Below are 13,408 nucleotides of genomic sequence, written 5' to 3' on the forward strand. Positions count from 1 at the left end.
GGCTCAGGGACCCAGAGACTCGGTCGTTGAGCGAGCGAAGCGAGACGAAACGCCCCAGCCGGACTTAGAGCGTTTCGTCTCGTCGCTGCGCTCCTCGCTCAACGAGCGGGGAGCGTTACTTCACCTGTGCCGAGATGATGCTCATCACCGCGGTGTCGGCAAGGGTCGTGGTGTCGCCGACCTCACGGCCCTCGGCGACATCGCGCAGCAGACGGCGCATGATCTTGCCGGACCGGGTCTTCGGCAGCTCGCCGACGATGTAGACGTCGCGCGGGCGGGCGATCGGGCCGATCTGCTCTCCGACCCAGCCGCGCAGCTGCAGGGCCAGGCCCTCGGGGGTGTGCGAGGCGAGGAAGCTCTCCTTGAGGATCACGAACGCGACCACCGCCTGACCCGTGGTCTCATCCGATGCTCCCACCACCGCCGCCTCGGCGGTGGCCTCGTGGGCGACCAGCGAGGACTCGATCTCGGCGGTGGACAGACGGTGTCCCGACACGTTCATGACGTCGTCGACGCGGCCGAGCAGCCAGAGGTCGCCGTCCTCGTCGAGGCGGGCGCCGTCGCCGGCGAAGTAGAAGCCCTGCTCCTCGAACTTCTCCCAGTAGGTCTCCTTGAAGCGCTCGGGGTCGCCCCAGACGCCGCGCAGCATCGACGGCCACGGCTTGGTGATCGCGAGCAGGCCTCCGGCGCCGTTCTCGACCTCCTGGCCCTGCTCGTCGACGACGTCGATCGAGATGCCGGGCAGCGGCACCTGGGCGGAGCCGGGCTTCGCGGCGGTGATGCCGGGCAGCGGGGAGACCATGATCGCGCCGGTCTCGGTCTGCCACCAGGTGTCGACGATCGGGGCCCTGCCGCCGCCGATCACCTCGCGGTACCACATCCACGCCTCGGGGTTGATGGGCTCTCCGACCGAGCCGAGCAGGCGCAGGCTGGAGAGGTCGAACTCGTTCGGCACCTGGCGGCCGATCTTCATGAACGAGCGGATCGCCGTCGGCGCGGTGTACAGGATGGTGACGCCGTACTTCTGCACCAGCTCCCACCAGCGGCCAGGGTGCGGGGCATCCGGGGTGCCTTCGTACATGAGCTGCGTCGCGCCGTTGGCCAGGGGGCCGTACGTGACGTAGGAGTGCCCGGTGACCCAGCCGATGTCGGCGGTGCACCAGTAGACATCGGTCTCGGGGTGCAGATCGAAGACGTACTTGTGGGTGTACGCGGCCTGGGTCAGGTACCCGCCCGAGGTGTGCAGGATGCCCTTCGGCTTACCGGTCGTACCCGAGGTGTAGAGGATGTACAGCGGGTTCTCCGACGGGAACGCCTGCGCCTCGTGTTCGGCGGATGCCGCAGGCACCACGTCGTGCCACCAGATGTCGCGGCCCTCGGTCCAGTCGACGTCGTTCCCGCCGCGCTTGACGACGAGCACGTGCTCGACGGTCTGCTGCTCGCCCTCGCCGTTGCGGTCGGCGAGGGACTGGTCCACAGCGGGCTTCAGGGCCGAGACGCGGCCCTTGCGGTAGCCGCCGTCGGCGGTGATGACGACCTTCGCGCCGGCGTCGTCGATCCGGGAGCGCAGGCTGTCCGCGCTGAAGCCGCCGAAGACGACCGAGTGGATCGCACCGAGGCGGGCGACCGCCAGCATGGAGACCACGGCCTCGGGGATCATCGGCAGGTAGATGGCGACGCGGTCGCCGTGCCCGACGCCGAGATCGGCCAGCACGTTCGCGGTGCGCTTGACCTCGTCGGTGAGCTCGGCGTAGGTGATGCTGCGCGAGTCGCCCGGCTCGCCCTCCCAGTGGATGGCCACGCGATCGCCGATGCCCGCCTCGACGTGACGGTCGAGGCAGTTGTACGCGACGTTGAGCTCGCCGTCGTCGAACCACTTGGCGAACGGCGGGTTGGACCAGTCCAGCACCTCGGTGAACGGCTTGTGCCAGTGCAGCAGCTCGCGGGCCTGATCGGCCCAGAACCCCTCGCGGTCGGCGGCGGCGCGCTCGTACAGCGCGGGGTCGTCGATGGACTGGGCGACGAACTCGGGCGAGGGCGGAAACTGCCGGGACTCGTTGAGAAGGTGGTCGATCTGGCTGCTCATGGCGCTCGCTCCTTTGCGCGGATGGTGGGGTCGTGCAGGGACACGACCGTGGCACGGCGAATCTATCCCGCGCCCCTTACCGGGCCTACTGCCGAAAGTCGGTATTCCGGCCTGGTTTTGTGAGGACGCCTCCCTTGCGTACACTCTTGCTCAGCCGAAATCGTATTCCGGCTTTCGCGCGCCCGATACCCCCCGATTCGGTGGCGCGCCCTGGGCGGCATCTCATTCCCCCGTGAGATGCCGCCCTTCATCTTGGGAGCGCTCCCGCGCCTCGTCCGCGTCGGCACTCCACAATCGCCCCCGACGATCTCTTCTGCACAGGGCGTGGGTTCCGTGCATCCGGGCGCCGCGGCGCGCTTCTAGCGTCGGGACATGACCGATCCGTTCGTGCTCCGCCCTCGCCGTGCGCCGACTGCCCCTGGCGCTCCCGCCGCGCCACTGCAGGTGGATCCGGCCTTCGGCGCGCTCGCCGAGCACTGCGCCGACGAGCGGGTCACCGACATCTTCGTCAACGGTGCGAGCGGGCTCTTCGTCGATCGCGGTCACGGTGCTGAGCGTGTGCCCCAGTGGCGGGCATCCGAGCGCGAGGTGCGCGATCTGGCCGTCGCACTGGTGGGTCTCGGCGGACGTCATCTGGACGACCGAGCCCCGTGCGTCGACGTGCGCCTCGACTCCGGCATCCGGGTGCACGCCGTACTGGCCCCGGTGTCGACGTCGGGCACCGCGCTGTCGATCCGCGTGCCGCGGGTGCGCGCCGCGGATCTTGCCGCGCTCGCCGCACTGGGCGCCTTCGACACTGCGCAGCACAACTGGCTGCGCACGCTTGTCGCCGACCGTGCCAACGTGCTCATCACCGGAGGGACGGGCACGGGCAAGACGACTCTGCTCTCGGCGATGCTGGCCGCTGTGCCCGAGGCGGAGCGCATCGTCACGATCGAGGACGTCGCGGAGCTGCGGCCGCCGCATCCGCACCACGTCGCGCTGGAGGCGCGCCAGGCGAACCTGGAGGGCGCCGGCCGGATCACCCTCGCCATGCTGGTCCGCGAATCACTGCGGATGCGGCCCGACCGGCTGATCGTGGGGGAGTGCCGTGGTGAGGAGGTGCGCGATCTGCTCACCGCGCTGAACACCGGGCACGACGGCGGAGCGGGCACCCTGCACGCCAGCGGTCTGGCCGACGTGCCTGCCCGCCTCGAGGCGCTCGGCGCGCTCGCGGGGATGGATGCGCCGGCGCTGGCGCGCCAGGTCGTGAGCGCGTTCACCGTGGTGGTGCATCTCGCCAGGCGCCCGGACGGCACCCGGCAGATCGTGCAGACCGGCCGGTTCGTGCTCGACGGCGAACGCCTGGGAATCGAGGAGGTGCGGCCGTGGTGAGATCTCTGCGGTCCCGCAGGACGACGGATGGCGGAATCGACGCCGCCCAGGCGGCGGCCGCAGTCCGCACCCTCGCGGTGCTGCTTCAGGCCGGTGCCCGGCCGATGACGGCCTGGGGGCATCTCGCCGAGTCCGGGGACGCCCATGCCGAGCGCGTGGTGGCGCGCTGCGACGAGGGCGGGGAACTGATCGCGGCGATCGCCGCGGAGGACGGTGCCTGGGTCGATGTCGCCGCTGCGTGGGAGATCGCGACGATCGTCGGTGCGCCGCTCGCCGAGGTGCTGCGGTCTCTCGCCGAGTCGCTGCAGGACGCTGCGACCGCGGCCGACGATGTGCGGATCGCGCTCGCCGAGCCGACCGGCACGGCCCGGCTGCTGCTGTGGCTGCCGTTCGCCGGGCTGCTCCTGGGGCTCGCGCTCGGCTTCGACACGATCGGCGTGCTCGTGACGAACCCGTTCGGCGCGGGATGCGTGGTGGCGGGCGTGCTTCTCGTGCTGGCTGCACGCGGGTGGACGGCGGCGCTGGTGCGCAGGGCGCAGCCCGCCTCCGGCACGCCGGGGATGCATGCCGAGCTCATGTCCGTCGCCCTCGCCGGTGGCGCGGCGATCCCGCGGGCGCTGCAGCTGGTGGAGCGCAGTGCCGCCTCGCTCGGCGACGACGCCGACCGCACCGCCTCCGTGCTGGAGCTGTCGCGTTCCGCCGGTGTCCCCGCCGGTGAGCTGCTGCGCGCCTCAGCGGCGCAGCAGCGTCAGGAGGCCCGCGTGCAGGGACGGCTGCGCGCGGCGCGCCTCTCGTCGCGGCTCCTGCTGCCGCTCGGAGCGTGCACGCTGCCGGCGTTCCTGCTGCTCGGCGTCGCCCCGCTCATGCTCAGCGTCCTCACCTCGACCCCGTTGCCGATCTGAACGTCCGGGCGCAGCAGGCGCCCGCCGAGAGAAAGAAGAAGGAAATGAACGAGAACCCGATCCCCGAGCTGACCCGGCGCAGAGCCGCGTCGCTGTTCGCCGACGAGTCAGGAGCCGCGACGGCTGAGTACGCGATCACGACGATGGCGGCCGTGGCCTTCGCGGGTCTCCTGGTCGTCATCATGAGGTCCGACGAGGTGCGCGGCATCCTCACCGACCTCGTGCGCCGGGCGCTCACGGTGTCGTGATGCGATCGCGCGGGCGGCGGACGCCGGACGATCGGGGATCGGTGGCGGCGGAACTCGCCATCGCGGTCCCCGCCGTGCTCCTGGTGCTGCTGCTGGGCGTCGGCGCGCTCGCCGCCGCCGCTCGCCAGGTCGCGCTGCAGGATGCCGCGGCCGATGCCGCCCGGCTGCTCGGTCGGGGCGAGAGCGCAGGCCGCGCGTTCGGAGCCATCAGCTCCGCGGTCGACGGGGCCAGTGCGGCGTCCGAGCAGCGCGGCGATCTGATCTGCGTCACCGCGACGGCCGATCTGTCGGTCGGTCGGGTGATCACGGTGCCCCTGCGTGCGTCGAGCTGCGCGCTCTCGGGCGGCCTGTGACCTCACCCGATCGTTGAGCGAGCGCCAGCGAGACGAATCGCATCACCATCTGCAGAGAGAGGACAGGTCATGGCAGGAACGGCATTCGCGACCGGCGTGCTCGCCGTCACCGCGACACTCGCCCTCGGCCTCGCGGCGGTGGGCGGAGCATCCGCCACCGCACAGCGCTCGGCGGCCGCGGCGGACGCCGCCGCGCTCGCCGCCGCCGACACGGCCTCCGGCGCGGTGGCCTCGGGAGACGATCCCTGCGTCGTCGCCGAACGGGTGGCCGCGGCATCCGGAGCAGCCATGGTCGACTGCTCGGTGGACGGGCTCGTGGCGACCGTGCAGGTGCAGGCGGCGTACGCTGGTCTCGCCGCCGTCGCCCGCGCCAGAGCGGGCCCACCCGAAGGATCATGACAGCGGAACCCCTCACTCATCGCTGTGTCCCGTACACGAACGCGGTGTGTATGGTGTGCTTCGAAGAAAGGACGCACCCTTGGCTGAAGGCAAGAAGCTCGTCATCGTCGAGTCCCCGACGAAGATGCGGTCTATTCAGGGGTACCTCGGCGACGGCTACGAGGTGCTCAGCTCGGTGGGTCACATCCGCGACCTCGCCGACAAGAAGGACATCCCGGCGGCCGACAAGAAGGCGTACGGCAAGTACTCGATCGACGTCGACCACGGCTTCGACCCGTACTACGTGGTCTCGGACCGCAAGACGAAGACCGTCGCCGAGCTCAAGCGTGCCCTGAAGTCCGCCGACGAGCTCCTGCTCGCCACTGATGAGGACCGCGAGGGCGAGGCCATCGCGTGGCATCTGCTCGAGACGCTCAAGCCCAAGGTCCCCGTCAAGCGGATGGTCTTCCACGAGATCACCAAGGACGCCATCCAGGCCGCCGTCGGCAACACCCGCGAACTCGATCTCGCCCTCGTCGACGCGCAGGAGACCCGCCGCATCCTCGACCGCCTGTACGGCTGGGACGTGTCGCCGGTGCTCTGGTACAAGGTCAAGACCGGCCTGTCCGCCGGCCGGGTGCAGTCCGCCGCGACGCGCATGATCGTCGACCGGGAGCGCGAGCGCATGGCGTTCACCTCGGCCGAGTACTGGGACGTCGAGTCGCAGGCGTTCAAGACGTCGGTCCCTGAGCCTGTCGAAGGTTTCCGCGTCCGCCTGGTGCGCGTCGACGGCGGCCAGCTCGCCCGCGGCACCGACTTCGACGACACCGGAAAGCTGAAGAAGGCCGCCGTCGTCCTCAGCGAGAAGCAGGCGGCCGAGCTCGCCGCCGCCGTGGATGCCGCAGGCCGGGCGACCGTCACCAAGGTCGAGGCCAAGCCCGGAACCCGCAGCCCGTACGCTCCGTTCACCACGTCCACCATGCAGCAGGAGGCCGGACGCAAGCTCTCGATGAGCGCGAAGCAGGCGATGAGCGCCGCCCAGCGCCTGTACGAGAAGGGGTACATCACCTATATGCGCACCGACTCGACGGCGCTGAGCACGCAGGCTGTCCAGGCCGCGCGCAACCAGGCCGTCGCGCTGTACGGCGACGCCGCCGTGCCGCTCAAGCCGCGCGTGTACAAGTCCAAGAGCAAGAACGCGCAGGAGGCGCACGAGGCCATCCGCCCCTCCGGCGAGACCTTCCGCACTCCGGCATCCGTCTCCTCGCAGCTGGACCGCGACGAGCAGCGCCTGTACGACCTGATCTGGAAGCGCACCGTCGCCAGCCAGATGTCGGACGCGAAGTACGAGACCACCACGGTCACGCTCGAGGCCGACACTTCGACGGGGCTCAGCGCAGGTGCAATCAAACGCGTCGAGTTCACCGCCTCCGGCACCGTCTACACCTTCAAGGGGTTCCTCGAGGCCTATGAGGAGGGCCGCGACGAGAAGCGCAACGCGCAGGATGCCGCCGAGAACCAGTCCCTGCCCGCCGTCGCCGTCGGCGACGAGCTCGGCATGGGTGAGTCCGAGGCCAAGGGGCACCGCACCAGCCCGAAGCCCCGTTACACCGAGGCATCCCTCGTGAAGGCGCTCGAGGAGCACGGCATCGGCCGTCCGTCGACGTTCGCCAGCATCATCGGCACCGTCATCGATCGCGGCTACGCGACCAAGCGCGGCCAGGCGCTCGTGCCGACCTGGATGGCGTTCAGCGTGGTGCGGCTGCTCGAGCAGCATTTCGCCGATCTGATCGACTACGACTTCACGGCCGCACTCGAGGACGACCTCGACGCGATCGCCCGCGGCGAGCAGAACCGCAACGAATGGCTCAGCTCGTTCTACTTCGGCTCGGACGCGCATCAGGGACTTCGACAGGTCGTCGACAACCTCGGCGAGATCGATGCCCGCGCGCTGAACTCCACCCCGATCGCCGAGAACGTCACGCTGCGGTTCGGCAAGTACGGCCCGTACCTCGAGGTGGTCGACCCGGCGAATCCCGAGGCGAAGCCGCGCATCGTGAACGTGCCCGAGGATCTCGCGCCCGACGAGCTCACCTCAGCCAAGGCGCAGGAGCTCGTCGACGCCCCGTCGCCGGCGACCGTGTGCTGGGGGAGAACCCCGAGAACGGCAAGATCATCGTCGTCAAGGACGGCCGGTTCGGACCCTATGTACAGGAGAACGATCCGGTGACCGATGAGGCCGCGGTCGATGAGGCCACCGGCGAGGTCGTCGCCCTTCGACAGGCTCAGGAACCCCGCTCCAAAGGCAAGAAGAGCGCGAAGAAGGACGCCGCGCCCAAGCCGCGCACCGGTTCGCTGTTCCGCTCCATGTCGGTCGACTCGATCGACCTCGAGACGGCGCTGAAGCTGCTGAGCCTTCCTCGCACCGTGGGCGTCGACCCTGAATCGGGAGACGAGATCACCGCGCAGAACGGCCGGTACGGGCCCTACCTGAAGAAGGGCGCCGACTCCCGCTCGCTCGAGAACGAGCAGCAGATCTTCGACATCACTGTGGAGCAGGCGCTGGCGATCTACGCCCAGCCGAAGTACGGAGCGGGCGCGCGTCGGGCATCCAGTGCGCTCGCCGAGTTCGAGGCCGACCCGGTCAGCGGCAAGCCGATCCGCATCCGCGACGGCCGGTTCGGCCCCTACGTGACGGACGGCGAGACGAACGTCACGATTCCGCGCGGTCAGCAGCCGACCGACATCACGTTCGAGATCGCCGTGCAGATGCTCGCCGACAAACGTGCGAAGGGACCGGCGCCCAAGCGCGGAGCGAAGAAGGCTCCCGCGAAGAAGGCTCCCGCCAAGAAGGCTCCCGCCAAGAAGGCTCCCGCCAAGAAGCCGGCGGCCAAGAAGGCACCGGCGAAGACGGATGCCGAGAAGGCGGCGGCCCGCTCGGCAGCGGCGAAGAAGGCGGCGGCGACGCGCGCCGCGAACGCGGCGAAGAAGAACTCGTGACCTCAGGGCTGTGGATCACGTTCGAGGGCGGTGACGGCTCGGGAAAGACCACGCAGTCCGAGCTGCTCTCGACCTGGCTCGGCTCGGGCGGGCGCAGTGTGCTGCACACCCGTGAGCCGGGCGGTTCCGAGGTGGGTCGGTTGATCCGCGACATCGTGCTGCACCATCGCGGAGACATCGCCCCGCGTGCTGAGGCGCTGCTGTACGCGGCCGACCGCGCGCACCACGTGGCGACGGTCGTCCGGCCGGCGCTGGCACGTGGCGAGGTCGTCATCCAGGACCGGTATCTCGACTCGTCCGTCGCGTACCAGGGAGCGGGCCGCGTTCTCGACGGCGCCGAGGTGCGCGACCTGTCGCTGTGGGCGACCGAGGGAGCGCTGCCCGATCTGACGGTGCTGCTCGACCTCGATCCGGCGGCGGCCCGCCTGCGTCTTGACGCCGACGACAAGCCTTTCGACCGCCTGGAGGCCGAGAAGGAGGAGTTCCACATCCGTGTGCGCGAGGCGTATCTCGCACTGGCGGATGCGGAGCCCGAGCGCTTCCTCGTCGTCGACGCGGCGCTTCCCGCGCACGAGATCGCCGCGCAGATCCGCGTCCGCGTAGATCCCCTGCTCTGACCAGCGGGCGTCGCCCCGTCTCCCTACGCGCTGCTGTTCTCTGCTCGCGCGGCAGTTCTCGGCATCCGATCTGGGTCGCGCTACTGTTCTTTGCTCGTGCGGCGCGTATTCGCGTGGCTTGAGCGAGATTGTGTAGCGGGAGCGAGATGGTGTAACGCGAGCCGGATCGTGTGGCGCGACGGTGCGGCGGATGCCTTGTGCGGGTCGCCCGTCAGTTCGCGCTGCTGTTCTCTGCTCGCGCTGCGGTTCTCGGCATCCGATCTGGGTCGCGCTACTGGTTTTGGCTCGCGCGGCGCGTATTCGCGCAGCGCGGGCGGGAATGTGTAGCGCGACGGCGCCGCGCCCGCGCCTGCGCCCGCCGAGGGGCGCAGCGCCGCTGCTCTGACAGGCGGGCGTCGTACCCTCCGATTAGGCTGGAGATCATGACCGCCACCGCGACCGCCCCGTTCCCGTGGACGGACGTCTGGGGACAGGATGGCGCGGTGGAGACGCTGCGTCAGGCGTCATCCGATCCCGCGGCGCTCTCGCACGCCTGGCTGATCACGGGCCCACCCGGATCGGGGCGCTCCACACTCGCGTACGCCTTCGCCGCAGCGCTCATCGCCGACACCCCCGACGACGAGAACACCATGCGTCAAGTGCTCGCCGGCACGCATCCGGACGTCACCGTGCTGCGCACCGAGAAGGTGCTCATCACGATCAGGGAGGCGCGCGACCTCGTCGCCCGCTCGTACTTCGCCCCCTCCGCCGGCCGCTACCGCGTGATCGTCGTGGAGGATGCCGACCGTATGGTCGAGCGCACCTCGAATGTGCTGCTGAAGGCGCTCGAAGAGCCGCCGGAGCAGACGGTGTGGATCCTCTGCGCGCCCAGCGAGGCCGACCTGCTGCCCACCATCCGGTCCCGAGTCCGGGCACTGCGCCTGCGCGAGCCCGACGCCGCCGATGTCGCGCATCTGATCGCGGCGCGCACCGGCGTCTCAGAGCAGATCGCCGAGCAGGCGGCGCGGCACGCGCAGCGTCACATCGGCATGGCGCAGCGGCTCGCCACCGACGAAGCCGCTCGGCAGCGGCGCGACGAGACCCTGCGGGCCGTCCTCGGAGTGCGCGGGGTCCGCGACGCGGTCGATGTCGCCGGTCGAGTCATCCAGGCCGCGACCGACGACGCGAAGGCGCTCACCGCCGAGCGCGACGCCACCGAGCGCGCAGCCCTGCTGCGCACGGTCGGAATCGCCGAGGGACAGGCCGTGCCCCCTGCGCTGCGCACCCAGATCTCCGCCCTGGAGGACGACCAGAAGAAGCGTGCGACCCGCAGCCTGCGAGACGGCATCGACAGAGTGCTCACCGATCTGCAGTCGATGTTCCGCGATGTCGTGATGCTGCAGTACGGCCGTGGCGACGACCTGATCAACCGCGAGCTCGAGGCCGAACTGCGCGGCCTCGCCGAGTCCTGGCCGATCGAGCGCACCCTGACCGTACTCGATCAGCTCGCCGACACCCGCGAGTCGCTGGAGCGCAACGTCGCCCCGCTGCTCGCCCTGGAGAGCCTTCTCATGACCGTCACGAGCGGAAGGACACCGTGAACGACCGAACGACCTCCCGGCTGCGCCGGATCGCCGCCGTCGTCGCCGGTGGCGTCGCCGCGGCGCTCGTGCTGAGCGGATGCCTGTACTCGATGATCCCCGCCGAGCCGTCGCCGGCCGCCTCGAAGGCCCCCGACACCTCGGGGGTCGCCGACGACCTGCTGCCGTTCTACGGTCAGGCGATCGATTGGACCGGCTGCGGTCCGTCGTTCGACTGCGCCGATGTGAAGGCGCCGCTGGACTGGGAGAACCCGGGTGCGGGCGAGATCGAGCTGGCGATCGCGCGGCATCGCGCGGACGGCACCGCGAAGGGGTCGCTGCTGGTGAATCCCGGTGGACCAGGCGCGAGCGGGAAGGGCTTCGTGCGGGACAGCCTCGACTACGCCGTCGGCCCCGACCTCATCGAGTCCTTCGACGTCATCGGCTTCGATCCCCGCGGAGTCGGTGAGTCGACCGCGGTGAAGTGCTACGACGCCGATGAGATGGACGAGTACCTCTACGGCATCCCGAAGTCGGAGCGCAACACCCCCGCCTGGGAGGCGGAGCTGAACGTTCGCAACAAGAGGTTCGGCGCTGCGTGCGACGAGAACTCCGACGGGATCCTGCCGTTCATCACGACCGTGAACTCGGCCCGCGACATGGACCTGCTCCGAGCCGTGCTGGGCGACACGGAGCTGAACTACCTGGGCTACTCCTACGGCACGTTCCTCGGCGCGACCTACGCGAAGCTCTATCCCGAGCGGGCCACGCACCTCGTGCTCGACGGCGCCATCGATCCCTCCGTGCCGGGCTTCGACGTCGGCACCACCCAGGCCCTGGGCTTCGAGTCCGCGCTGACCGCCTACCTCGAGAACTGCGTCTCGAGCCGGGGCTGTCCGTTCAACGGCACCGTCGACGAGGCGCGAGCCGACCTGTCGGCGCTGCTCGCCACCGTCGACCGCAATCCCCTCGAGGGCGGCGACGGCCGGCTGATGGGCGCCGACACGATGCTCACCGGCATCATCCAGGCGCTCTACTCGCAGGACTACTGGGACTACCTCAGCCAGGCACTGACCGCCGCGCTGCAGGGCGACCCGACACCGCTGTTCTTCCTCGCCGACAGCTACAACGGCCGCGAAGAGGACGGCACCTACACCGACAACCAGACCGAGGCGTTCTCGGCGTACAACTGCATGGACTACCCGGTCGACACCGATCCCGCCGACGAGAAGGCGGCACGGGAGAAGGTCGAGAAGGGTGCTCCGACGCTCGCGCCGTACTGGAACGCGCCCGACCCCTGTCTGCAGTGGCCGCATCCGGCCACCGGCACCCGCGAGAAGATCACCGCACCGGGCTCGGGGCCGATCCTGGTGGTCGGCACGACCAACGACCCCGCCACGCCGTACGAGTGGTCCGAGTCGCTCGCCGATCAGCTCGAGAACGGTGTGCTGATCACGCGCGTGGGGGAGGGACACACGGGTTACAACAAGGGCAACACCTGCGTCGACAACGCCGTCGACGCGTTCTTCCTCGACAGCAGCGTGCCGCAGGACGGCCTGCGCTGCGAGTGACAGGCGGCTCGGTTTCGCTGCACCGCCCATGACAGGGTAAGATCGTTGATCGTGCCGCAGTTCGCTGCGCACGCCACCTTAGCTCAGGGGTAGAGCAGTTCCCTCGTAAAGAACAGGTCGTCAGTTCAAATCTGACAGGTGGCTCCAGAGAAGGCCCGGGATGCAGCATCCCGGGCCTTTCCCATGCCGGGATGCACCCACGGCGTAGGCTCGGTCCATGGCCAGAGCACTTCTCATCGTCGACGTGCAGAACGACTTCACCGAGGGCGGGGCGCTCGCCGTCGAGGGCGGTGACGCCGTGGCATCCGGCGTCTCGCGCCTGCTCGCCGAACACGCCGGTGACTACGACGTGATCGTCGCCTCGAGGGACTGGCACGACGCCGAGGGTGACAACGGCGGGCACTTCGCCACCGAGCCCGACTACGTCGACACGTGGCCGGTGCACTGCGTCGCCGAGACGGAGGGCGCCGCCTACGACCCGCTGCTGACCACCACGGCGATCACGCACCACGTGCGCAAGGGTCAGGGGCGACCGGCGTACTCGATGTTCGAGGGCATCGCCGACGACGGTGCCACGGTCGCCGAGATCCTCACCGCGCACGGCATCGTCGAAGCCGACGTCGCCGGCATCGCGACGGATCACTGCGTGCGGGCATCCGCCCTCGATGCCATCGCGCACGGCGTGCACGTGCGCATACTCACCGACCTCGTCGCCGGGGTCGCTGAGGATCCCAGTGCCGCGGCGCTCGCCGAACTCGCGCACGCCGGCGCGGCACTCGCCGAGGGCGGCGCGTGACCTCGCGCTGCGCGCTGCTCCTGCGCGCGGTCAACGTCGGCGGCAGGAACCGGGTGCCGATGGCGGAGCTGCGCAGCCTGCTCGCCGACCGGCTCGGTCTGCAGAACGTGAAGACCTACATCGCGAGCGGGAACGTCCTCTGCGATCTGCCCGCCGATCGCGAGGCGGTGCGCGCTCTGATCGCCGCGGAGTTCGAGGTGGACACGCCCGTGGTGCAGCGCAGCCATGATGAGCTCGTGGCGGCGCTGGCGGGGAACCCGTTCCCGGATGCCGCGGCCGACAGGATGCTGCACGCGATGTTCCTGGACGGCTCCGCCGCACCGGGAGCGGTGGACGCGCTGACGCCCCGACTGCAGCCCTGGGAGCGGATGGCCCTCGTCGGGCAGGAACTCTGGATCGACTACGGTGCGGGCGGCGTGCAGTCCACCAGGCTCACGCCGGCCGCGCTCGATCGTGCTCTCGGCGTGGCGGGCACCGCGCGGAATCTGCGCACGGTGCGCACGCTGGCCGACCTGACCGCCTGA

11 protein-coding genes, 1 tRNA gene and 1 pseudogene are annotated in these 13,408 nt (G+C 70.1%); 12 read left to right on the forward strand and 1 reads right to left on the reverse strand.

What is annotated here, in order from left to right; all coding sequences use genetic code 11:
• Positions 1 to 115: 115 nt before the first annotated feature.
• Positions 116 to 2,086: an acetate--CoA ligase gene (gene acs, locus L2X99_RS01405; RefSeq protein WP_236135536.1), complete on the reverse strand. Its 1,971-nt coding sequence runs from the start codon at positions 2,084 to 2,086 to the stop codon at positions 116 to 118.
• Between the two features lie 372 nt (positions 2,087 to 2,458).
• Here acs and L2X99_RS01410 point away from each other — a divergent pair, with 372 nt between their 5' ends.
• From L2X99_RS01410 to L2X99_RS01465, 12 genes and pseudogenes are all read left to right on the forward strand, one after another.
• The gene (locus tag L2X99_RS01410; RefSeq protein WP_236125375.1) at positions 2,459 to 3,460 is read left to right on the forward strand and encodes a TadA family conjugal transfer-associated ATPase; all 1,002 of its coding nucleotides are present in this window, start codon (positions 2,459 to 2,461) and stop codon (positions 3,458 to 3,460) included.
• On the forward strand, positions 3,454 to 4,362 hold the full coding sequence (locus L2X99_RS01415) for a type II secretion system F family protein (protein ID WP_236135537.1): 909 nt from the start codon (positions 3,454 to 3,456) through the stop codon (positions 4,360 to 4,362). The genes L2X99_RS01410 and L2X99_RS01415 overlap by 7 nt, the downstream gene beginning before the upstream one ends.
• Before the next feature lie 44 nt (positions 4,363 to 4,406).
• A complete protein-coding gene (locus L2X99_RS01420; RefSeq protein WP_236125372.1) occupies positions 4,407 to 4,610 on the forward strand; it encodes a DUF4244 domain-containing protein in 204 nt (67 codons plus the stop codon).
• A 41-nt stretch (positions 4,611 to 4,651) separates the two neighbouring features.
• Positions 4,652 to 4,963, forward strand: coding sequence for a TadE family type IV pilus minor pilin (locus L2X99_RS01425; RefSeq protein ID WP_236125371.1), 312 nt, complete (start codon positions 4,652 to 4,654; stop codon positions 4,961 to 4,963).
• 69 nt (positions 4,964 to 5,032) lie between these two features.
• Entirely contained in the window at positions 5,033 to 5,362 is a 330-nt protein-coding gene (locus tag L2X99_RS01430; protein ID WP_236125370.1) for a helicase, read from the forward strand.
• Between the two features lie 79 nt (positions 5,363 to 5,441).
• Positions 5,442 to 8,341 (forward strand): annotated as a pseudogene (gene topA, locus L2X99_RS01435) (type I DNA topoisomerase).
• Complete coding sequence (tmk, locus tag L2X99_RS01440) at positions 8,338 to 8,958, forward strand: dTMP kinase (RefSeq protein WP_236135538.1); 621 nt, start codon at positions 8,338 to 8,340, stop codon at positions 8,956 to 8,958. The pseudogene topA and the gene tmk overlap by 4 nt, the downstream one beginning before the upstream one ends.
• A 422-nt stretch (positions 8,959 to 9,380) precedes the next feature.
• A complete protein-coding gene (locus L2X99_RS01445; RefSeq protein ID WP_236125368.1) occupies positions 9,381 to 10,538 on the forward strand; it encodes a DNA polymerase III subunit delta' in 1,158 nt (385 codons plus the stop codon).
• A complete protein-coding gene (locus tag L2X99_RS01450; protein WP_236135539.1) occupies positions 10,535 to 12,088 on the forward strand; it encodes an alpha/beta hydrolase in 1,554 nt (517 codons plus the stop codon). Before L2X99_RS01445 ends, L2X99_RS01450 begins: the two co-directional genes overlap by 4 nt.
• Before the next feature lie 72 nt (positions 12,089 to 12,160).
• A tRNA-Thr gene (locus L2X99_RS01455) sits at positions 12,161 to 12,235 on the forward strand.
• 70 nt (positions 12,236 to 12,305) lie between these two features.
• Positions 12,306 to 12,884, forward strand: coding sequence for an isochorismatase family protein (locus tag L2X99_RS01460; RefSeq protein WP_236125365.1), 579 nt, complete (start codon positions 12,306 to 12,308; stop codon positions 12,882 to 12,884).
• Positions 12,881 to 13,408: a DUF1697 domain-containing protein gene (locus L2X99_RS01465; protein ID WP_236125364.1), complete on the forward strand. Its 528-nt coding sequence runs from the start codon at positions 12,881 to 12,883 to the stop codon at positions 13,406 to 13,408. Before L2X99_RS01460 ends, L2X99_RS01465 begins: the two co-directional genes overlap by 4 nt.

The organism is Microbacterium sp. KUDC0406, from assembly GCF_021582875.1.
Taxonomy (GTDB): Bacteria; Actinomycetota; Actinomycetes; order Actinomycetales; family Microbacteriaceae; genus Microbacterium.